The sequence below is a fragment of the Luteimonas campi genome, from assembly GCF_051162505.1.
Classification (GTDB): domain Bacteria; phylum Pseudomonadota; class Gammaproteobacteria; order Xanthomonadales; family Xanthomonadaceae; genus Luteimonas.
In genome coordinates, this window is sequence record NZ_JBNWEM010000001.1 from 230,084 (window position 1) to 248,324 (window position 18,241).

Annotated in this window: 17 protein-coding genes, 1 tRNA gene and 1 pseudogene; 18 read left to right on the plus strand and 1 reads right to left on the minus strand. The window is 67.2% G+C overall.

What is annotated here, in order from left to right; all coding sequences use genetic code 11:
* Positions 1-65 precede the first annotated feature (65 nt).
* The 16 genes and pseudogenes from ACQYVW_RS01100 (at position 66) to ACQYVW_RS01175 (ending at position 13,559) form a co-directional block, all read left to right on the plus strand.
* Positions 66-554: a DUF3293 domain-containing protein gene (locus ACQYVW_RS01100; RefSeq protein ID WP_434945762.1), complete on the plus strand. Its 489-nt coding sequence runs from the start codon at positions 66-68 to the stop codon at positions 552-554.
* Positions 555-588: 34 nt separating this feature from the next.
* Entirely contained in the window at positions 589-1,239 is a 651-nt protein-coding gene (gene ccmA / locus ACQYVW_RS01105) for a heme ABC exporter ATP-binding protein CcmA (RefSeq protein ID WP_434945763.1), read from the plus strand.
* Positions 1,236-1,931 (plus strand): heme exporter protein CcmB, encoded by a 696-nt coding sequence (gene ccmB, locus ACQYVW_RS01110; RefSeq protein ID WP_434945764.1) that lies wholly within the window; start codon positions 1,236-1,238, stop codon positions 1,929-1,931. Before ccmA ends, ccmB begins: the two co-directional genes overlap by 4 nt.
* A gap of 174 nt (positions 1,932-2,105) precedes the next feature.
* Positions 2,106-2,855, plus strand: a complete 750-nt coding sequence (gene ccmC, locus ACQYVW_RS01115; protein WP_434936418.1) for a heme ABC transporter permease CcmC — start codon at positions 2,106-2,108, stop codon at positions 2,853-2,855.
* On the plus strand, positions 2,852-3,022 hold the full coding sequence (ccmD, locus tag ACQYVW_RS01120; protein WP_434936410.1) for a heme exporter protein CcmD: 171 nt from the start codon (positions 2,852-2,854) through the stop codon (positions 3,020-3,022). Before ccmC ends, ccmD begins: the two co-directional genes overlap by 4 nt.
* Positions 3,019-3,501, plus strand: coding sequence for a cytochrome c maturation protein CcmE (gene ccmE, locus ACQYVW_RS01125; RefSeq protein WP_434945765.1), 483 nt, complete (start codon positions 3,019-3,021; stop codon positions 3,499-3,501). The genes ccmD and ccmE overlap by 4 nt, the downstream gene beginning before the upstream one ends.
* Positions 3,502-3,677: 176 nt before the next feature.
* Positions 3,678-5,579, plus strand: a pseudogene (locus tag ACQYVW_RS01130) (heme lyase CcmF/NrfE family subunit); the annotation flags it as partial.
* Positions 5,580-5,689: 110 nt separating this feature from the next.
* Entirely contained in the window at positions 5,690-6,247 is a 558-nt protein-coding gene (locus ACQYVW_RS01135) for a DsbE family thiol:disulfide interchange protein (protein ID WP_434936414.1), read from the plus strand.
* Complete coding sequence (locus tag ACQYVW_RS01140; RefSeq protein WP_434945766.1) at positions 6,244-6,696, plus strand: cytochrome c-type biogenesis protein; 453 nt, start codon at positions 6,244-6,246, stop codon at positions 6,694-6,696. Before ACQYVW_RS01135 ends, ACQYVW_RS01140 begins: the two co-directional genes overlap by 4 nt.
* Complete coding sequence (locus ACQYVW_RS01145; RefSeq protein WP_434945767.1) at positions 6,693-7,763, plus strand: tetratricopeptide repeat protein; 1,071 nt, start codon at positions 6,693-6,695, stop codon at positions 7,761-7,763. The genes ACQYVW_RS01140 and ACQYVW_RS01145 overlap by 4 nt, the downstream gene beginning before the upstream one ends.
* Before the next feature lie 58 nt (positions 7,764-7,821).
* Entirely contained in the window at positions 7,822-8,934 is a 1,113-nt protein-coding gene (gene metX, locus ACQYVW_RS01150; RefSeq protein ID WP_434945768.1) for a homoserine O-acetyltransferase MetX, read from the plus strand.
* Between the two features lie 67 nt (positions 8,935-9,001).
* Positions 9,002-9,595 carry a cysteine dioxygenase family protein gene (locus tag ACQYVW_RS01155; RefSeq protein WP_434945769.1) on the plus strand — a complete coding sequence of 198 codons (594 nt, stop codon included), beginning with the start codon at positions 9,002-9,004 and terminating at the stop codon, positions 9,593-9,595.
* A gap of 48 nt (positions 9,596-9,643) precedes the next feature.
* Positions 9,644-10,102: a DUF2214 family protein gene (locus tag ACQYVW_RS01160; RefSeq protein WP_434945770.1), complete on the plus strand. Its 459-nt coding sequence runs from the start codon at positions 9,644-9,646 to the stop codon at positions 10,100-10,102.
* 40 nt (positions 10,103-10,142) lie between these two features.
* Positions 10,143-10,229: transfer RNA gene (locus ACQYVW_RS01165), tRNA-Leu, on the plus strand.
* A 370-nt stretch (positions 10,230-10,599) separates the two neighbouring features.
* Positions 10,600-11,793: a dsDNA nuclease domain-containing protein gene (locus ACQYVW_RS01170; RefSeq protein WP_434945771.1), complete on the plus strand. Its 1,194-nt coding sequence runs from the start codon at positions 10,600-10,602 to the stop codon at positions 11,791-11,793.
* Positions 11,790-13,559 carry a P-loop NTPase family protein gene (locus ACQYVW_RS01175; RefSeq protein ID WP_434945772.1) on the plus strand — a complete coding sequence of 590 codons (1,770 nt, stop codon included), beginning with the start codon at positions 11,790-11,792 and terminating at the stop codon, positions 13,557-13,559. Before ACQYVW_RS01170 ends, ACQYVW_RS01175 begins: the two co-directional genes overlap by 4 nt.
* A gap of 1,147 nt (positions 13,560-14,706) precedes the next feature.
* Here ACQYVW_RS01175 and ACQYVW_RS01180 read toward each other — a convergent pair.
* On the minus strand, positions 14,707-14,976 hold the full coding sequence (locus ACQYVW_RS01180) for a hypothetical protein (protein ID WP_434945773.1): 270 nt from the start codon (positions 14,974-14,976) through the stop codon (positions 14,707-14,709).
* 177 nt (positions 14,977-15,153) lie between these two features.
* Between ACQYVW_RS01180 and ACQYVW_RS01185 the strand changes: the two genes are divergently transcribed.
* Positions 15,154-16,563, plus strand: a complete 1,410-nt coding sequence (locus ACQYVW_RS01185; RefSeq protein ID WP_434945774.1) for an ATP-dependent DNA helicase — start codon at positions 15,154-15,156, stop codon at positions 16,561-16,563.
* Positions 16,564-16,983: 420 nt separating this feature from the next.
* Positions 16,984-18,159: a PQQ-dependent sugar dehydrogenase gene (locus ACQYVW_RS01190; protein WP_434946245.1), complete on the plus strand. Its 1,176-nt coding sequence runs from the start codon at positions 16,984-16,986 to the stop codon at positions 18,157-18,159.
* Positions 18,160-18,241: the final 82 nt, after the last annotated feature.

Here is an 18,241-nt window from a genome sequence, read left to right on the forward strand (position 1 = left end):
CCACGGCGCGGGCGGGAGATCCGGCAGTTTACGGTCCGGCCCCGATCGGTTAAACCTTGTCGCCGATGTCGACGCAGCCAGCCCCCGATGACGCGCGTCTTGCGCTGCTGCTGCGCGCCTACCTGGCCGCGGAATATCGCTGGCAGCGCGAAGGCGACTGGCACGACATCAGCATCGGCCTGCCCGCGCCCGGGCTGGAACTGGCATATCCGCACGCACGGTCTTTCGGCCTGGTATCGGCCTGGAATCCCTACTCGATCGAACGCGCCGCCGTGGAGAACCGGCAGGCGGACCAGCTGCTGTGCGAGACGCTCGACGCCACCGGCCACCAGTACCTTCCCGCCTTCTCCTCGGCGCGCAACCGCAGCTGGCGCGAGCCGGGCTGGCTGGTGATGGACATGGACGCGGCCGGCTACGACGCACTGTCGCGACGCTTCGAGCAGCTCGGCGCGCTGTGGTGGCCGGCGGGCGCTCCGGTGCGCCTGCGCATGGATGCGCGCCGGCCCGCCGAGCTCGACGACGACGACCGCTTCGTCGACTGGCTAGTAGAATGAGCGCGATGGCCGGTCTTCGGCCGAAGCGCGCCTGATGCCCGAGACCCCTTCCGCCGCCGCGCCGCTGCTCGACGTGCGCGGCCTGAGCTTCGACCGCAACGACCTGCCCGTGTTCGGCCCGCTGGATTTCCGCGTCGAGCGCGGCGAAGCGCTGCTTGTCCAGGGCGGCAACGGGGCCGGCAAGACCACCCTGCTGCGCCTGCTGGCGGGCCTGCTCGATGGCGAGCGCGGCGACATCCGCCTTGGCGGCCGTTCCGCCGGTCCCGCCGCGCGCGCAGGCAGCCTGGCCTACCTCGGCCACCTGCCCGGCCTCAAGGGCGACCTGTCCGCGCTGGAGAACCTCGACTATCTGTGCGGGCTGCTGGGGCGCCGGCTCTCGCTGTCTCCGGAAGAGGCGCTGGCGATCGTCGGGCTGGCCGGCTACGAGGACGCCGCCGCGCGCACGCTGTCGGCCGGGCAGCGCAAGCGCCTGTCGCTGGCGCGGCTCTGGCTGTCGCCGGCGCCGCTGTGGCTGCTCGACGAACCCTACGCCAACCTCGACCTGCCCGGCATCGAACTGGTCAACCGCATGGTGCGGGCGCACCTGGACGAGGGTGGCGGTGCCCTGGTCACCACCCATGGCGCCTATGCGGCCCCACCCGTGCGCACCCGCCTGCTCGAACTCGGCGCGGCGGTGCCGGCATGAGCGGCCCGACGGCCACGCCCGGCCTGGCCACCGCCGCGCGCGCCCTGGTGCGCCGCGACCTGCGCCTGCTGTGGCGCCGCCGTGGCGATGCGCTGCAGCCGGCGCTGTTCGCGATCCTGGTGGTGGTGCTGTTCGCGCTGGCGATGGGCAGCGAGCGCGAGCTGCTGTCGCGCGCCGCACCGGGCGTGCTGTGGGTGGCAGTCCTGCTGTCGGGCCTGTTGGCGCTGGACACGCTGTTCCGGGGCGATGCCGAGGACGGTTCGCTGGAACAGTGGCGGCTGGCGCCGGTCCCCCTGGCCTGGCTGGTGCTGGTGCGCACCCTGATGCACTGGCTCACCACGGCCGCGCCGCTGCTGGTGGCGGTGCCGCTGCTGGCCGAGCTGATGTACCTGCCGCGCAGCCTGTGGCCGGTGCTGCTGCTGGCGCTGGGCCTCGGCACGCCGCTGCTGAGCCTGCTGGGAGCGGTGGTCTCGGCGCTGACCGTGGGCATGCGCCGGGCCGGCGTGCTGCTGGCGCTGCTGGCGCTGCCGCTGTACGTGCCGGTCCTGGTGTTCGGTGCCGGCAGCGTGGCGCAGGCCGCCCAGGGCCAGGACCCGGCCGGTGGCCTGCTGCTGCTCGGCGCCGGACTGGCGCTGGCGCTGGTGCTGGCGCCTGTGACAGCGGCGACGGCGATCCGGATCGCATCGCAATAGTCCCGCGCCGGGCGCCCCCGGCGCCCCTGCATGGGGCATCCTGTCCACCCGCAAGGCTTGGCCGCGTCGGCCGAGTCTGAAAAAATAGACACTTAGCCAAGGATGCCGGCGGCCAGCCCGGCCTCCTGCCGCCCCGCGGCCCCTCCTCCAGCGAGCAAGAGCCCGATGTCCAACATGAACCCGGTGGTGCGCTGGTTCCACCAGCTCGGGTCGCCTCCCTATTTCGACCGCTTCGCCGCGCGCTGGGCGCGCTGGGGCTTCGGCCTCGGCCTGGCGACCATGGCGGTGGGCATGTACCTGGGGCTGTTCGTGGTCCCGGCCGATTACCAGCAGGGCGACAGCTTCCGCATCCTGTACATCCATGTGCCGGCCGCGTGGATGAGCATGGCGATGTTCGCGCTGATGGCGCTGTACGGCGCCATCGGGCTGGTCTGGCGGATCAAGCTGTGCGAGATCCTGGCCATGGCCTGCGCGCCGATCGGCGCCGCGTTCACCTTCATTACCCTGGCCACCGGCAGCATCTGGGGCAAGCCGATGTGGGGCACCTGGTGGGACTGGGACCCGCGCCTGACCTCGCAACTGGTGCTGCTGTTCCTGTATTTCGGCGTGATCGGCCTGTACGCGGCGATCGAGGACCGCCGCGCCGCGGCGCGCGCCGCCTCGCTGCTGGCGATCGTGGGCGTGGTGATGCTGCCGATCATCCGCTACTCGGTGGTGTGGTGGAATTCGCTGCACCAGGGCCAGACCATCCGCGTGTTCGGCGAATCCTCGATGGACGCCAGCATGCTGCCGCCGCTGATCTGGATGGTCATCGGCACCAAGTTCTGGGCGATCGGTTCGCTGCTGGCCCGCGCGCGCGCAGACAACCTGCAGCGCGAGGCCGGCAAGGACTGGGTGCGCCGCAACGCCGGAGCCGCCCGATGAGCTACGCCGGCTATGTCATCGCGGCCTATGCCGTGTTCGTCGCGGTGCTGCTGTGGGACTTCGTCGCCCCGCGCATCCGCATCGCCCAGGTGTTGCGTGCCGTCCGCCTGCTGGCGCGCCGCGACGCCGCCCGCGCGCAGACCGATGCGCAGGAGCTGAAACGATGAATCCCGTCCGCCGTCGCCGTCTCTGGTTCGTGGTCGCGCTGTTGGCCGCGGCCTCGCTCGCCGCGACCCTGGTCGCGTTCGCGCTCCAGCGCAATGTCGCCTACCTGTACACGCCCAACGAAATCCTCGGTGGCAGCGCGGGCGCGGCGGTGTCCTCGGGCGAAGCGCGCTTCCGCCTTGGCGGCATGGTCGAGGCCGGCTCGTTCCGGCGCGAGGAAGGCTCGCTGCGCAGCCACTTCCGCGTCACCGACGGCGACGCCCAGCTGGATGTGGTCTACGACAAGATCCTGCCCGACCTGTTCCGCGAGGGCCAGGCGGTGGTCGCCACCGGGCGCATGGAGGGCGACCGCTTCGTGGCCGAGGACGTGCTGGCCAAGCACGACGAGACCTACGTGCCCAAGGAGGTCGCCGACAAGATGGGCCTCGCGCACAGCAAGCACAACGTCGAAACAGGCGCGCAGGCGGAGACCGCGAATTGACCGGTCGCTGCGTATCCGCACTGCACACGGCGTACCCGTCGTTCCGTGGCGCGTTGCCGGTGCAGGGCCCGGTGCGCTCCGGCGCCGGCCAGATGGCGCACCGGTTTCGACATGACGCCCCGCCTTTCCGGCGCGGCATCCAGGCGCACGACATGACTGCAGAGGCGAATCCCTAGGTGCTTCCCGAACTTGGCCAGATCGCGCTCGTCCTCGCCCTGATCGCGGCGCTGCTGCAGGCGGCGCTGCCGCTGGCCGGCGCCGCGGGCAACCGCCCGGCCTGGATGAGGGTCGCGCGGCCGGCCGCCTATGCCCAGCTGCTGCTGCTCGGCTTCGCCTATGCGGCGCTGACGCTGGCCTTCGTCCAGCAGGACTTCTCGGTCCTGTACGTGGCCAACAACTCCAACACCCTGCTGCCGATGGTGTACCGCTACACCGCGGTCTGGGGTTCGCACGAGGGCTCGCTGCTGCTGTGGGTGCTGATGCTCGGCGTGTGGAACGCGGCGGTGGCGCTGTGGTCGCGCGCCCTGCCCGAGGTGGTGTCGGCGCGGGTGCTGGGCGTGATCGGGCTGGTCGCCATCGGCTTCCTGTCCTTCATGATCTTCACCTCCAATCCCTTCGAGCGCCTGCTGCCCGCGCCGCTGGAAGGCCACGACCTCAATCCGCTGCTGCAGGACCCGGGGATGATCATCCATCCCCCGATGCTGTACATCGGCTACATCGGCTTCGTGGTGCCGTTCGCCTTCGCCATCGCCGCCCTGCTGGAAGGCAAGGTCGATGCGCGCTGGCAGCGCTGGACGCGGCCCTGGACCAACGTCGCCTGGGGCTTCCTGACCATCGGCATCGCGCTCGGCTCGTGGTGGGCCTACTACGAGCTGGGCTGGGGCGGCTGGTGGTTCTGGGACCCTGTGGAGAACGCCAGCTTCATGCCCTGGCTGGCCGGCGCGGCGCTGATCCACTCGCAGGCGGTCACCGAGAAGCGCGGCAGCTTCGGCGGCTGGACCTTGCTGCTGGCCATCGCCACATTCTCGCTGTCGCTGCTGGGCGCCTTCCTGGTGCGCTCGGGCGTGCTGACCAGCGTGCATTCGTTCGCGGCCGATCCTTCGCGTGGCCTGTTCATCCTCGCCTTCCTGGCGGCGGTGATCGGCGGCGCGCTGCTGCTGTACGTGCTGCGCGCACCGCGCCTGCCCGACGGACGTCCGTTCGCCGCGTCCTCGCGCGAGACCCTGCTGCTGGTCAACAACCTGCTGCTCACCGCCGCCTGCGCGATGGTGCTGCTGGGCACGCTCTATCCGCTGCTGGCCGACGCGCTCGAGCTGGGCAAGGTGTCGGTGGGGCCGCCCTACTTCGGTACCCTGTTCATCGTGCTGATGGCGCCGCTGGTGCTGCTGGTGCCGCTGGGCCCGCTGACGCGCTGGCAGCAGGAGCAGGCGTCCAAGCCCCTGGCGATGCTGCTGCCCTGGCTGGGTCTTGCGCTGTTGCTGGGCGTGGTCGGCTGGTTCGTGGCGCCGCAGGGTCCGCTCAAGACCGCCGCCGGCGTGTTCGCCGCGGCCTGGGTGGCGCTGGGCACGGCGCGCTTCGTCTGGAGCCGCGTACGCGCCGCCGGTCGCACCTTCACCCCGGAAATGCTTGGCATGGTGCTCGGGCATGCCGGCCTGGCGGTATTCCTGGCCGGCGCGCTGCTGGTGGAAGCGCAGCTGGTGGAGCGCGAGGTGGCGATGACGCCGGGCCAGACGGTGGAGATCGGACGTTATGCGTTCCGCTTCGACGGCGTCGAGCGCGTGCCCGGGCCGAATTACATGGCCGACCGCGGCCTGGTGCAGGCGTTCCGCAACGATCGTCCGCTGGCGCTGATGCATCCGGAAAAGCGCGCCTACGCCTCCGGCGGACAGGTGATGACCGACGCCGCGATCCACGCCGGGGTGATGGCCGACGTGTTCGTCGCCCTGGGCGAACCGCTGGGCGGCGACGCCTGGGCCGTGCGCCTGCAGATCAAGCCGCTGGTGCGCTGGATCTGGGCCGGCGCGTTCCTGATGGCGCTCGGCGGTTTCGTGACCGCGCTCGACAAGCGCTTCCGCAGGGTCGGCGGCCGTCGCGGCGACGCGGCGGAACGCGCGGCCGGCGGTGGCGTGGATGGCGATGGCGTGGAAGGTAGCGCCGCTGGCGTATCCGCGCGCGGAGGTGAAGGCTGATGGCGCGTTCCCGTTCGATGTCGGCCGTCGTGATCGGCCTGGTGTTCTTCGGCCTGGTGGGCCTGCTGCTGTACGGCGTGCTGGTGTCCGACCGCGCCGACCGCGAAGCCCTGCCCTCGCCGCTGATCGGCAAGCCGGCACCGGAGTTCTCGCTGCCGGTGCTGCACGAGCCCGGGCGGCTCGTGTCCTCGCAGGATCTGCGGGGCCAACCCTACCTGCTCAATGTCTGGGGCAGCTGGTGCCCGGGCTGCCGTGTGGAGCATCCGGTGATCACGCGTTTCGCGGAGAGCAAGCGCGTGCGCGTGGTCGGCTACAACTGGAAGGACGAGCACGCCGATGCGATGCGCTGGCTCGAGCAGTTCGGCAATCCCTACTGGCTGGTGCTGGTGGACTATGAAGGCCGCAAGGCGATCGACTGGGGCATCTACGGCGCGCCGGAGACCTTCCTGGTCGATGCCGAGGGCATCGTGCGCTGGAAGCACGTGGGTCCGGTGGACGACAAGGTGATCGCCGAGAGCCTGGCGCCCGTGCTCGACCGGCTCGGGGTGGCGCCATGAGCGCGCTGCTGCGCCGCGGCTGCGTCCTGCTGCTGGCGGCCCTGCTGGCAGTGCCGGGCCTCGTCGCCGCGCAGGCGGTGCGCGACGCCAAGCCGCTGGAGTTCCGCGACGCCGATGAGGCGCGCCGCTTCCATGCGCTGGTCGCCGAACTGCGCTGCGTGATGTGCCAGAACCAGTCGCTGGCCGACTCCAACGCCCAGATCGCGCACGACCTGCGGCGCGAGGTCTTCGACCTCATGCGCAGCGGGCGCAGCGACGAGGAGATCCGCGTCTTCCTGGTCGAGCGCTACGGCGAGTTCGTGCTGTACCGCCCGCGCTTCGCCGGCCATACCGCCCTGCTGTGGCTGGCGCCCGGCGTGCTGCTGCTGGCCGGCGCGGTGGTGGTGGTGCGCATCGTGCGTGCGCGCGGCAGCCGGCCGCTGCCGGCCGAAGAGGAGCAGGAGTGGTGAGCGGACCGATGCTGTACGTGGTGCTGGTGCTGGTCGCGCTGGCCACCGCCGCCCTGGTCGCCGCCCCGCTGCGGCGCGCGGCCCCGCGCCTGTTCGGCGCCTTGGTGCTGGTGGTGCCGGTGCTGGCCTTCGCCTTGTACCGCATCGTCGGCACGCCTGCCGCGCTCGACCCGGCGGCCGCCGTGGCGACGCAGCAGGCCGCGCCGACCATGGAGCAGGCCATTGCCGAACTGGAGGCCGCCCTGCAGCGCGATCCCGCGCAGCCCGAGGGCTGGCGCCTGCTGGCCCGCGCCTACGCAGCGCAGGGTGAGCGCGCCAAGGCGCGCGATGCTTTCATGAAGGCGCTGGAACACATCCAGGACGATCCGGACCTCCTGATCGAAACCGCCCAGGCCCGCGCCCAGGCCGCGCCCGGTAACCAGTTTGACGACGAGGCGTTGGCGCAGCTGCGGCGTGCCCTCGCGCTCGATCCCGGCAACCAGCGTGCGCAATGGTTCATCGGCGTGGTCCAGCGCCAGCGCGGCGAGGATGCCGCGGCCGCGGCCACCTGGGAGGCCTTGCTGCCCGCGCTCGATGCGGAAACCGCTGCCGCCCTGCGGATCCAGATCGACGAGGCGCGGGACGCCGCCGGGCTGGCGCCGCTGCCGCAAGCCCCGGCCGCGACGGCCACACCGGCCGAGGGAACGGCTGCAACCGCCACCACGCCGGTGCCGGCGGGCGCGCTGCGCGTCCGCGTCTCGCTCGATCCGGACTTCGCCGCGCGCGTGCGCCTGCGCGGCGATGCCGCCGTCTTCGTCATCGCCCGCGCCGCCGGCGGCCTGCCGATGCCGGTTGCGGTGGAGCGCCATGCGCTGCAGGACCTGCCGCTGGACATCGTGCTCGACGATGGCGACAGCCCGATGCCCACCGCAAAGCTGTCCGCGCTGACCGACATCGAGCTGGTCGCCCGCATCTCGGCCACCGGCAGCGCGAACCGCGCCGAAGGCGATATCGAATCGGCTGCGGTGCGAGTCAAGCTGCCGGCCGATGCGCCGGTGGAACTGGTGATCGGGACGCAGGCGCGCTGAGGCGCCATCTCGGCGGCGCCCGCCTTCGAGCCAGGCGCGATGCCGCTAGAATTCCGGGATGACCGAGTTCATCCCCCCTGCCACCCGCTGGATCGACCTGCCCTCCCCGTTCCGGATGAAGCGCGGCGGCACGCTCCAGGGCGCGCGCGTCGCCTATGAAACCTGGGGCAGCCTCAACGCGGCGCGCGACAACGCGATCCTGATCGTCACCGGTCTCTCGCCCGACGCGCACGCCGCCTCCAGCGAGGCCGACCCGTCGCCGGGCTGGTGGGAAGCGATGCTGGGCCCGGGCAAGCCGATCGACACGCAGCGCTGGTTCGTGGTCTGCGTCAATTCGCTGGGCAGCTGCAAGGGCTCGACCGGACCGGCATCGATCGATCCCGCGACCGGCGCCCTGTACCGCCTGGATTTCCCGGACGTCTCGATCGAGGACATCGCCGATGGCGCCGCCCACGTCGTGCGTGGCCTGGGCCTGTCGCAGCTGGCCTGCGTGATCGGCAACTCCATGGGCGGGATGACCGCGCTCGCGTTCCTGCACCGGCATCCCGGCCTGGCGCGCACCCACATCAACGTTTCGGGCAGTGCGCGCGCGCTGCCGTTCTCGATCGCGGTGCGCTCGCTGCAGCGCGAGGCCATCCGCCTGGATCCGAACTGGAACAACGGCGGGTACGACGATGCCACCTATCCCGAGTCGGGCATGCGCATCGCACGCAAGCTCGGTGTGATCACCTATCGCTCCGCGCTGGAGTGGGACGGGCGCTTCGGCCGCGTGCGGCTGGATTCGGACCAGGCCGACGACGACCCCTTCGGCCTCGAGTTCCAGGTGGAAAGCTATCTGGAAGGCCACGCCCGCCGCTTCGTGCGCCGCTACGACCCCAACAGCTACCTCTACCTGAGCCGCTGCATGGACTGGTTCGACCTGGCCGAATACGCCGACGGCGACGCGATGGCCGCGCTGGCCGGGATCGAGGTCGAGCGCGCCCTGGCGATCGGCGCCCGCACCGACATCCTGTTCCCGGTGGAGCAGCAGGAGGAGATCGCCGAGGGCCTGGCCCGGGGCGGCGCCGATGCGCACTTCGTGGGGCTGGAATCGCCGCAGGGGCATGACGCCTTCCTCGTCGACATGGACCGCTTCGGGCCGGCGATCAGGGGCTTCCTGCAGTCGCTCTGATCGCGCGCGGGCCAGCCCCGGGGGCCGGCCCTTGAATTGTTACAAGCGGTACGGTCTAGAATGGGGCATGGCATCCGACGCCCCGACCGGCATCCCCTTCCTGGGCCAGGACCGCTTCATCGCGGCCGTCGACGCGGCCGTGCGCAGCGGCGACGGGCATGCGGTGACCGCGCGCCTGCGCAGCGTGCTGTGCGAGTTGATCCGCGACCCGGCCGTGCGCCTGCCCGACTGCGTGCACGAACGACTCGACGACCACTACGCCCGCCGCGAGATCTACCGCAGCCCCGACCTCGGCTACAGCGTGATCGCCATGACCTGGGGCCCCGGTCAGGGCACGCCGGTGCACGACCACTGCGGCCTGTGGTGCGTGGAAGGCGTGTGGCACGGCGAACTGGAGATCACCCAGTACGAACTGCTCGAGACCGAGGGCGAGCGCAGCCGCTTCCGCGCCGCCGGCGGCATGCGCGCCGGCCCGGGCAGCGCCGGCAGCCTGATCCCGCCGCACGAGTACCACACCATCCACAACGGCAGCGACGATGCCATCGCGGTGTCGGTGCACATCTACGAAGGCCGGATGGACCAGTGCTGCCGGTTCGAGCCCGAGGATGGCGAGTGGTACCGCCGCGTCCCGGCAACGCTGACGATCGATCGCGCCGCATAGCCCGCGTGCGCTAGCCTGCGGCACTGCCCCGCCGAAGGACGCCGCCCCATGCTGCCCGACTTCCTGCTTGCCAGCCTGCACCACCTGCTGTTATTCGGCCTGATCGTCATGCTGGCCGTGCAGTCGGCGCTGCTCTCGCGACCCATCGACGCGGCCGTGATGAGGCGGCTGAGCGGTATCGATCGCGGCTACGGCCTCACCGCCGTCCTGCTGCTGTTCGCGGGCGGCGCGCGCCTGTTCTTCGGCGTTAAGGGCAGCGCCTACTACCTGCACAATCCCTGGTTTCACGCCAAGATGGGCGCCTTCGTGCTGGCCGCAGCGCTGTCGCTGTGGCCCACCCTCGCCTTCCTGCGCTGGCGCCGCCAGCTGCACGCGAACGCCGCCTGGACTCCCGACCGTGCCCAGGTCGCGCGCCTGCGCAGCATCGTCCACATCGAGTTCGCCCTGATCGGCCTGATCCTGGTCCTCGCTGCCGGCATGGCCCGCCACGGCGGCCTATCGTTCTGATGCGGGTCCGGGCGGCCGATTCGCTATACTGCGCCCCCGCGCCGGAATGGCGGAATCGGTAGACGCAGCGGACTCAAAATCCGCCGCCCTAAAAAGCGTGTGGGTTCGAGTCCCACTTCCGGCACCAGATGCGAACGAAGGGCTTGGCCGTGAGGTCAGGCCCTTTGTCTTTTGGTCCGCCGCGACGCAAGCGGCCTATATGGACTACGGATGGACGGATGCGAGGGCTCCATCCCTGTGGCCTGATGCATGGCCGATCCGACCTAATTCTCTTCGTCCCCTTTCAGTCCCGAATGCGTGATCTTGAACTGGTCACTCCAACCGGACATCGTGCTTCCCCCTTAGTCCGTATGAGTCCTGTACCTCAGCTTTTCGAGCCGCCCCACCTCGCATGGCTAACCAATTGAAAATAATCCACTTACCAAGTTACCGCAGCCCCACTGCGCCAGCTAGAGCTGATAAGTTACCCTGAGGCAGGGGACATAGGACTTAGCCGCATGACGGATCAGCCCGCGACGCCGACGCCAGACGCGCTAGAACGGCTGCTGCGCGACAAACCTGGCGACGAGAAAACTGGCGCAAATGCCACGCTAGGTTTCACCTTTCAGCAGTGGTGGGGCGCGCTGATGGTTGCCGAACTGCTCGCGAGCAACGATGACTTCGCCGTCGGCATGGAGGTGAAGGAGGATGTAGCCATCCTTGACTCCTCGACTGCCCCTACAACTGTCGAGTTCTGCCAAGTCAAGAAAAACGAACAGTCAGGCGGCTGGACACTCAAGCAGTTGCAGGCCTCCGGCAAGGCAAAACGGGACGGATCTAAAGAACCTTCGACCCTAGCAAAGCTCTATCGCCGTCGGCAGGAATTCCTTGGCCAGTCGACCAAGCTTCGCTTCGTTACGAACGCGAGCGTAAAGGTGCCGTTGGATGAGGATGGGCCGGAGCAGGCAGTGGATGACTGCGACGTCGCAAAGCTAACCGAGGCAGGACAGAAAACTCTCAGGCAAAAAATTGCCGCACAGTTGGGTCTAGACGATGCCGACAGCTTGGACTTATCCAACTTCTCGCTCCATCGAACTTCGCTACCCATCAAGGACCAGCATTTGTTTATTGCCGGAAAGCTGGGAGAACTCTATGAAGACGGTCACCTTCCTTTTTCTGTTCCGATGCCCACCACGGCCGCCCGTATGCTTGCCTCGGAACTGCAGGCAAAGGCTGGCAACACCTCTTATGCGTCAAGCTTCAAGGACTTGCAGAAGCGCATCCTCACGCGTGAGGACGCGCTGGACGTACTAGCTAGAGTGGCGGGTGCCAAACCCAGCATTGGCGATGTATTGGACGAGGCCATCAGCGTCCTCCAATCGGAAAGCCACCCGTTCCTTCAGGTTAAGGACATTCGGAACGCGCGCGTGACCGTATTGGCTCATGCGGTGACTCGCACCAATGACCAAATGAAGGGCTGCGTCTCAGCCCTTGCGACCGTTCTGCCGCAAGTTTCTGCGGCCTCTCCAACTGCCAAGCTAGGAAAGATCATGGACGACTTGGTGGCCGAAGCAAGGAAGATCGATCTGGATGCGTTCCGTGGGCTTTTGCCTGGATACGCAAACGCCGTAGCCCTATTGGTGATCAACGATGCAATCGACGTCAACGTACTCCATATTGCGACTGGTGCGAAACCTGAGGCTAAGCCATGAGCAACCGAAGCGTGATTTTCAAGACGCTTTGGTTGGTATCGCAGCGCGACACGAGCGCGCGGCGCCTGGACTTCCACAGCAAGACACTACTGCTCGGTCCGAACGGGACGGGAAAATCACGAATCGCTAAAAACCTCTATTGGGTCTTCGGGTGCGATGCGCCCAAGCGCAATATGGGTAGCTGGGATCCGAAAACTATCGGCGGACTTGAGTTTGAGTTCAACGGTAAAGACTACTTGGTCCTGCGAAGCGGACCGAAGCTCGGTCTCTTTAGTGGTGATGAACTCGTCTTTGCTTCACAACGCCGATCTGAATGGGACAAGTTCCTAGGCGGGTTCTTTGGTTATCTCTTGAAGCTTTCACGCCCGGGCACTACGAAGCGGTTTGATCAAGCGGGACCCGAGTATCTGACTCTGCCCTTTTATATGGATCAGGATGGCAGCTGGAGCGCCTCTTGGAACACTTACGAAAGCTTAGGGCAGTTCTCCAACTGGAAGATACCTACGTTCGAAGCATTCATTGGCTTGAGGCCGAACGCATATTTCGACGCAAAACAGAAACGCGACGAAGTGGCTGCGCAGCTCAGGGAGAGGCAGAGAGACCTGGATGCTCAGCGCGATGCGTTCCGGCGCGTTGAAGACGTACTACCGACTGACGTTCCATCTCTCGATCCGAAAATATTTCGGGATGAACTCGCCCAGCTGGGCCAACAGGCGGCGATTGCTTACGAGCAACAGGCGAAAGTACGAGGAAAGCTACTTGCGATTGTTTCCACTCGTGAACAGGTTCGGACTGAACTTCAACTGGCCGGCGAGGCACGGCGAGAGCTCACTGCCGACATCGTCTATCTCTCTGAGCTACCCGCGGGTCCAATCGAATGCCCAACTTGTGGCACGGAGCATGAAAACTCGTTCCATGCGCGCCTCAACCTTTCTCAGGACGCGGACACAATGTCTGCCCTCGTCGCAGAGCTACAAAGCCGCGCCGAGACCCTTCGGATTGAGGAAACAGACATCCGCCTAAGCTTGAATGAGATTGAGCAGACGATTGCGCTCTATGAAGAGACTGCCACCCACCGAAAGGCTGATCTGGCCCTGAGCGAACTCCTCGCCGCGCAAAGCCGGAAGACGCTGGACCAAGCTTTTAAGCGCGTGTCTCTCGATATCCAAGCCGTCGTCACCGATCTTGAATCAAGTGAGCGCGAACTCAAGGCCAAGATGAAGCTCTTTGAAAACAAGGCGCGCGAGAAACAGGTGAGGGAGTTCTATCTGGGGCAATTGAAGTCGTTGTCCACGACGCTGAACGTTCCGCTCGATGAACAGATGCTCAAATTCTCGCTAGGCGCGAGAGCTCAGACGGGCGGCAGCTCTGCCCCTCGATCGATGCTCGCGACCCATTTGGCACTGCTCAAAACCAACGTTGAATATGGCGATTGCCCTGTTTTCCCGTTCGTTGTGGATACCCCGCAACAGTCAGGACAAGACGAGAAGAACCTGAGAAAAATGATCGAGGTTATTGGAAAGGTCGCCAGCATCGATCACCAGGTAATACTTGCCGCCGAGTTCATTCCCGACGGTACAGATGTATCGATTTATGAGATCAAGGAGTTCGACCAGAGTCATGGGGCCCTAAACAAAGACGACTATCCACGTGCGGTTGAGCGGCTCCGCGCTCCCTACACGGCGCTGAATGATCGAATCGCCCTTACGGGAAGCAAAAAGCCGCAACGAACCAGAAGGGAACCGAAAGGGGACGGAGGTGATTAATTCGTTTAATCTCCTCCGCCCCGGTTCCTCCCGTCCCGGTTCCTCCCATCGCGAGTCTGTACTCAATGCTCTAAGCTCCGGGCGGGTTCCGGAAGAAGACCGGCCTTCGGAACCCGCAACCTAGCAGTTCATTCGAGCCGACCCCGCTTTGCGGCGCGGCTTAATTCTGGTGGTGGGCGCATGACGATTCCTCGGCTAGCAGCAGTTGTATCAAGCATCTGCAAATGGCTGCTTCTTGTATGCCTTATTGCACAGCTTTCTACAGTCATCGGCTTCGCACTACCTTCTACGCTTTTCGTTGTCCTCTTCCTCGCAGTGTTCGTCGTTTCAAGTTGCATCGGATTGCTCCAGATCCGCGTCGAGATAATCGAGCGCGAATGGCCGTTTTTCACGCAGGAGTCCGTTCGCACGCTCTACCGCCGCTTCCCGCCGTGGGCTGGGGTTGTTGCTGTAGCCATGTTCGTCTGGCACGCGCTTACGATCTCTTCTCAAGTGACTGGTGGGCTGAGTTATGCGCTGCTAGCTGCACTGTTCGCTTGGGAGTTTGGGGCAGTTCGGTCGCTACAAAGGCAGCCGTGGCTCCTCGAGAAACTGACTTGCCCGGATGGTCACCCCATCCGCTACTACAATCGCTTCTGCCCCACATGTGGCGCACTTCTCCAAAGAATCCCGGGAAGCGCCTAGCAATGCGGAACCGAAGGGGCGGAGGTGATTAATCCGTCTTGATCCTCTCCGTCCCCTTTCCTTGTCTGCAGGCCTGTCTGGTCCGATGGCGGACGATTGCGTATCGCGCGCAACTGATCGCTGCTCGCGCGCACACGCTTCTTGCTTGCGCGCAAGCTGGCTCTGCTTGCGATCGGGCGAAGGGCGTACCGTCCACGAGTTGAATTCCGCCCGCGCGCGAGCCGACGCGGCTCGCGGGTGGCCGTCGCAGGCTTGCGCGCAAGCAGAGCTCGCTTGCACGCGCCCTGGAACGGCTTGCGGGCAACCTGGATTCGCTTGAGCGCGACCGGAACCCCCTTGCGCGCAACCCGGTTCTGCTCGTAAGCAGTGCCCAGCGGCTTGCGCCAGGTGCAACAGAAAGCCGACGCCTTCCAGCCTGCCACGCACCAGGGCCGTGGAGTGGATAGGCCTCACGAGTCACGTCTTATCCGCGAAGAAGCTCCGGCGCAGCAGCTTCGCCGCCCTCGGGCAGCTCGAACAGATAGAACGCCACCTCGGGACAAACCGCCGCGTACAGCTGGCGGTCTACCTCGCGCGAGACGTCATCCCACACGCTGGTGTCGTAGAGGTGGCGGCAGCGGTCGCTGAGGTGGATCGACTCGCCGTGTGCCTGGTACGCAGGCAGCGGTGGCGCGAACCCGCGCGGTACCACCAGAAAGGTGCCGTCCTGGCACTCGAACAAGGAAAAGGGCATGAGAGCTCCCGACTCGGAAGCTGCACGGGGCCTCGGGTCCACGACGTCCATCCTGCGTCGAGTGCAGCCCGACTCTACCCGCTTCACGGCTTGCATGTGTGAAGGCGCCCGTCCGCATCCACGCGCGTTCCCGGCATCGCGCTGGTGACTCCCGACGTGTGGGCGCATCATTCGCCCATGAGCATCCTCGACACCCTCAAGTGGCTCGCGCGCGACCTGTCCAAGGTGCAGGACGTGATCGTGCCCGAGCATGGCGAGCGCAAGGCCAAGCGCTACACGTCCACGCCCGACCAGATGGTGGGCGTGGAGGTGCTGCCGGAGTACGAGTTCATCCTGGAAGCGGTGCGGGCCGGCTGCCCTGGCCTGTTCGTGACCGGCAAGGCGGGCACGGGAAAATCGACGCTGATCCACTGGCTGCGGAGCCAGCTGGACTCCTGCGCGGTGGTGGCGCCGACGGCGGTCGCGGCCGCGGCGGTCCAGGGCGACACCATCCACTCGTTCTTCGGGCTGCCGCCGCGGTTGATCGATCCGGAAGAGAAGCATCCGCTGAGCGCGAAGGTGCGGCTGGTGCTGGAGAACGTGAAGTGCCTGATCGTCGATGAGGTGTCGATGGTGCTGCCGAACATGGTGGACACCATGAGCAATATCCTGCGCAGCGCGCGGGGCGATGAGCGGCCCTTCGGCGGAGTACCGGTGATCTTCGTCGGCGACCTGCTGCAGCTGCCGCCGGTGGTGGGCACGCCCGAGGAGGTCGTGTACTTCTCGCACCGCTACCAGACGCGCTACTTCTTCTCTGCCGACATCTTCCGCGAGCAGCCGATCGTGCCGGTGGTACTGGCCAAGGTGCGGCGGCAGGTGGACGAGGAATTCATCGAGGCGCTCAACCGCATCCGCCTGGGCGAGGATTGCCGCGACGCGGTCGCCCTGTTCAACCGGACCTGCTACCGCGACCGCGCGGCCGATGCGCCGGTGGGCACGTACTTGGTGCCGACCAACCAGAGCGCGCGCAGCATCAACATGCGCGAGCTGGACCAGCTGCCGGGCGAGGTACGCCTGTACGAGGCCCGGGTGGGCGGCACGGTGGCGGCCAACAAATGGAAGCTGCCGGTACCCGACCGGCTCGAGCTCAAGCCCGGCGCCAAGGTGATCTTCCTGAAGAACCGCAAGCCCGACTGGATCAATGGCGACCTGGCGACCGTGGTCGGGCTGGAGGACGACCACATCCGCGTGCGCAAGGACGAAACCGAGAACGTGCTGCTTGTGGGGCGCGAAACCTGGCACAAGTACAAGTATTCCTACGACTACCAGACGCGGCGGGTAGAGGCCGAGGTGGTGGGCAGCTTCGAACAGTTCCCGCTGGCGCTGGGCTGGGCGATGACCATCCACAAGTCGCAGGGGTTGAGCCTGGATGCGATGACACTGAACCTCGGCGACGGGGGTGCGTTCGCGGAAGGCCAGACCTACGTGACGCTGTCGCGGGCGCGGACGCTGGAGGGCATCACCCTCGCCCGCCCGATCTCGATGCGCGACGTGCGCACCGATCCTGTGGTGGTGGCGTTCTATCGGGAGCTGGGGATCGACCGATAGCGTCCGCAGATCCGCGGACGCAGGTGGCTTTGCAGGATTGGCTGCCATTGTTCGCGCGGGAAGAGGCAGGCGTCCGGGCGGTGGTCCGTGCAATGCGCTCCAGCTGACCTTGTCGGCGAGTCGGGACACCGGCGACGCGGAAGTCACCGGTCGGACTGTGACCTGGCTCCCACGCACGCCTGCACCGCCGCAAGCGATCACGTTAAGCTAACGGCACGCGCGCTACTGGAAGCGCGTCGCGCACCGGAGATCGTGCGTCCCCGCCCTGCATGGAGCACGCGCATGCGACTGACCTGGTTGGCTGTGCTGTGCCTCGCCCTGGCCGTGACCGGCTGTGACGAGGTGGTCGTGGAAGAATCCTCCGCCGACGCCCGCGAGAGCGCCGCCGCGAAGTCGCGTCAGAGCGCTTCCCCGCCAGCGATGATCGTCGCCCGTCCTGCCGCACGCGCAGCGCAGCCGGCACTGTCGGAGACGACATCGGCGCCAGCCGCGGTGGCACCGGCATCCGTCACCCGCACCACCGGCGGCAACGGGCCGCGGCGGCGCCTCATCGAACCTGACCCGCCCTTCCGCAGCACGCCGGTCGCCACCCTCGACGAGCCCTGGGCAATGAGCTTCCTGCCCGATGGCCGCCTGCTGGCGACCGAGAAGCGCGGCGCGCTGCGGCTGGTGAACCCCGCCAATGGCCAGGTCGGCACGATCAGCGGCGTACCCACCGTGGCCTATGGCGGCCAGGGCGGCCTGGGCGACGTGATCCTGCATCCGCAGTTCGCGGGCAACCGGCGCATCTACCTGAGCTATATCGAGCGCAGCGGCGCGATCTACGGCGCGGTCGTGATCCGTGCGCGGCTGAACCTGGACACGTCCGGCGGCGGCCACCTCGACAGCATCGAGCGCATCTGGGAGCAGGTGCCCAAGGTCAGCGGGCAGAACCATTTCAGTCATCGGCTCGCGTTCGACCAGGCGGGGAAGCTCTGGATCACCTCGGGCGACCGGCAGAAGTTCGAACCGGCCCAGGATCTGTCGACCAATATCGGCAAGATCGTGCGCCTGAACGACGATGGCAGCATTCCCGGCGACAACCCGTTCGCCGGCCAGGGCGGCGTGGCGGCCCAGGTGTGGTCGTTCGGCCATCGCAATCCGCTGGGCATCGCCTTCGATGCCGAGGGCCGGCTCTGGTCGCACGAGATGGGCCCGGAGGGCGGCGACGAACTCAACCTGGTGTTGCGTGGCCGCAACTACGGCTGGCCGCTCGTCTCCAACGGCAACCACTACGGCGGCGCGCCGATCCCCGACCACAGCACCCGTCCCGACCTCGAAGCGCCCAAGGCCTGGTGGACGCCGGTGATCGCCCCCGCGGGCATGATCATCTACTCGGGCGAGCTGTTCCGTACCTTCCGTGGCGACGCCTTCATCGGCGGCCTGGCATCGCAGGCGCTGGTGCGCGTGCGCTTCAACGGCACGGCGGCCGCCGAGTACCGGCGCTATCCGATGGGCCGTCGCATCCGCGAGGTCGAACAGGGGCCGGACGGCGCGATCTGGCTGCTGGAGGATGGCGGCGGCGGGCGCCTGCTGAAGCTGACGCCGCCGGCCTGATCGGCCGCCGCAACGCTGGGCGCTGACCTGGATCGAATGGCCGCCGCGGGCCGGTGTCGATCGGCCCGCCTGCGGATCGTCG

Bases quoted from the DNA above. Each gene is read 5' to 3' on its own strand.
- ACQYVW_RS01140 (WP_434945766.1), top strand. From the start codon at position 6,244: ATGAGCGCGCTGCTGCGCCGCGGCTGCGTCCTGCTGCTGGCGGCCCTG.
- metX (WP_434945768.1), top strand. From the start codon at position 7,822: ATGACCGAGTTCATCCCCCCTGCCACCCGCTGGATCGACCTGCCCTCC.
- ccmA (WP_434945763.1), top strand. From the start codon at position 589: ATGCCCGAGACCCCTTCCGCCGCCGCGCCGCTGCTCGACGTGCGCGGC.
- ccmD (WP_434936410.1), top strand. From the start codon at position 2,852: ATGAGCTACGCCGGCTATGTCATCGCGGCCTATGCCGTGTTCGTCGCG.
- ccmE (WP_434945765.1), top strand. From the start codon at position 3,019: ATGAATCCCGTCCGCCGTCGCCGTCTCTGGTTCGTGGTCGCGCTGTTG.
- ccmC (WP_434936418.1), top strand. From the start codon at position 2,106: ATGAACCCGGTGGTGCGCTGGTTCCACCAGCTCGGGTCGCCTCCCTAT.
- ACQYVW_RS01100 (WP_434945762.1), top strand. From the start codon at position 66: ATGTCGACGCAGCCAGCCCCCGATGACGCGCGTCTTGCGCTGCTGCTG.
- ACQYVW_RS01185 (WP_434945774.1), top strand. From the start codon at position 15,154: ATGAGCATCCTCGACACCCTCAAGTGGCTCGCGCGCGACCTGTCCAAG.
- ACQYVW_RS01175 (WP_434945772.1), top strand. From the start codon at position 11,790: ATGAGCAACCGAAGCGTGATTTTCAAGACGCTTTGGTTGGTATCGCAG.
- ACQYVW_RS01160 (WP_434945770.1), top strand. From the start codon at position 9,644: ATGCTGCCCGACTTCCTGCTTGCCAGCCTGCACCACCTGCTGTTATTC.
- ACQYVW_RS01170 (WP_434945771.1), top strand. From the start codon at position 10,600: ATGACGGATCAGCCCGCGACGCCGACGCCAGACGCGCTAGAACGGCTG.
- ACQYVW_RS01180 (WP_434945773.1), bottom strand. From the start codon at position 14,976: ATGCCCTTTTCCTTGTTCGAGTGCCAGGACGGCACCTTTCTGGTGGTA.
- ACQYVW_RS01155 (WP_434945769.1), top strand. From the start codon at position 9,002: ATGGCATCCGACGCCCCGACCGGCATCCCCTTCCTGGGCCAGGACCGC.
- ccmB (WP_434945764.1), top strand. From the start codon at position 1,236: ATGAGCGGCCCGACGGCCACGCCCGGCCTGGCCACCGCCGCGCGCGCC.
- ACQYVW_RS01190 (WP_434946245.1), top strand. From the start codon at position 16,984: ATGATCGTCGCCCGTCCTGCCGCACGCGCAGCGCAGCCGGCACTGTCG.
- ACQYVW_RS01135 (WP_434936414.1), top strand. From the start codon at position 5,690: ATGGCGCGTTCCCGTTCGATGTCGGCCGTCGTGATCGGCCTGGTGTTC.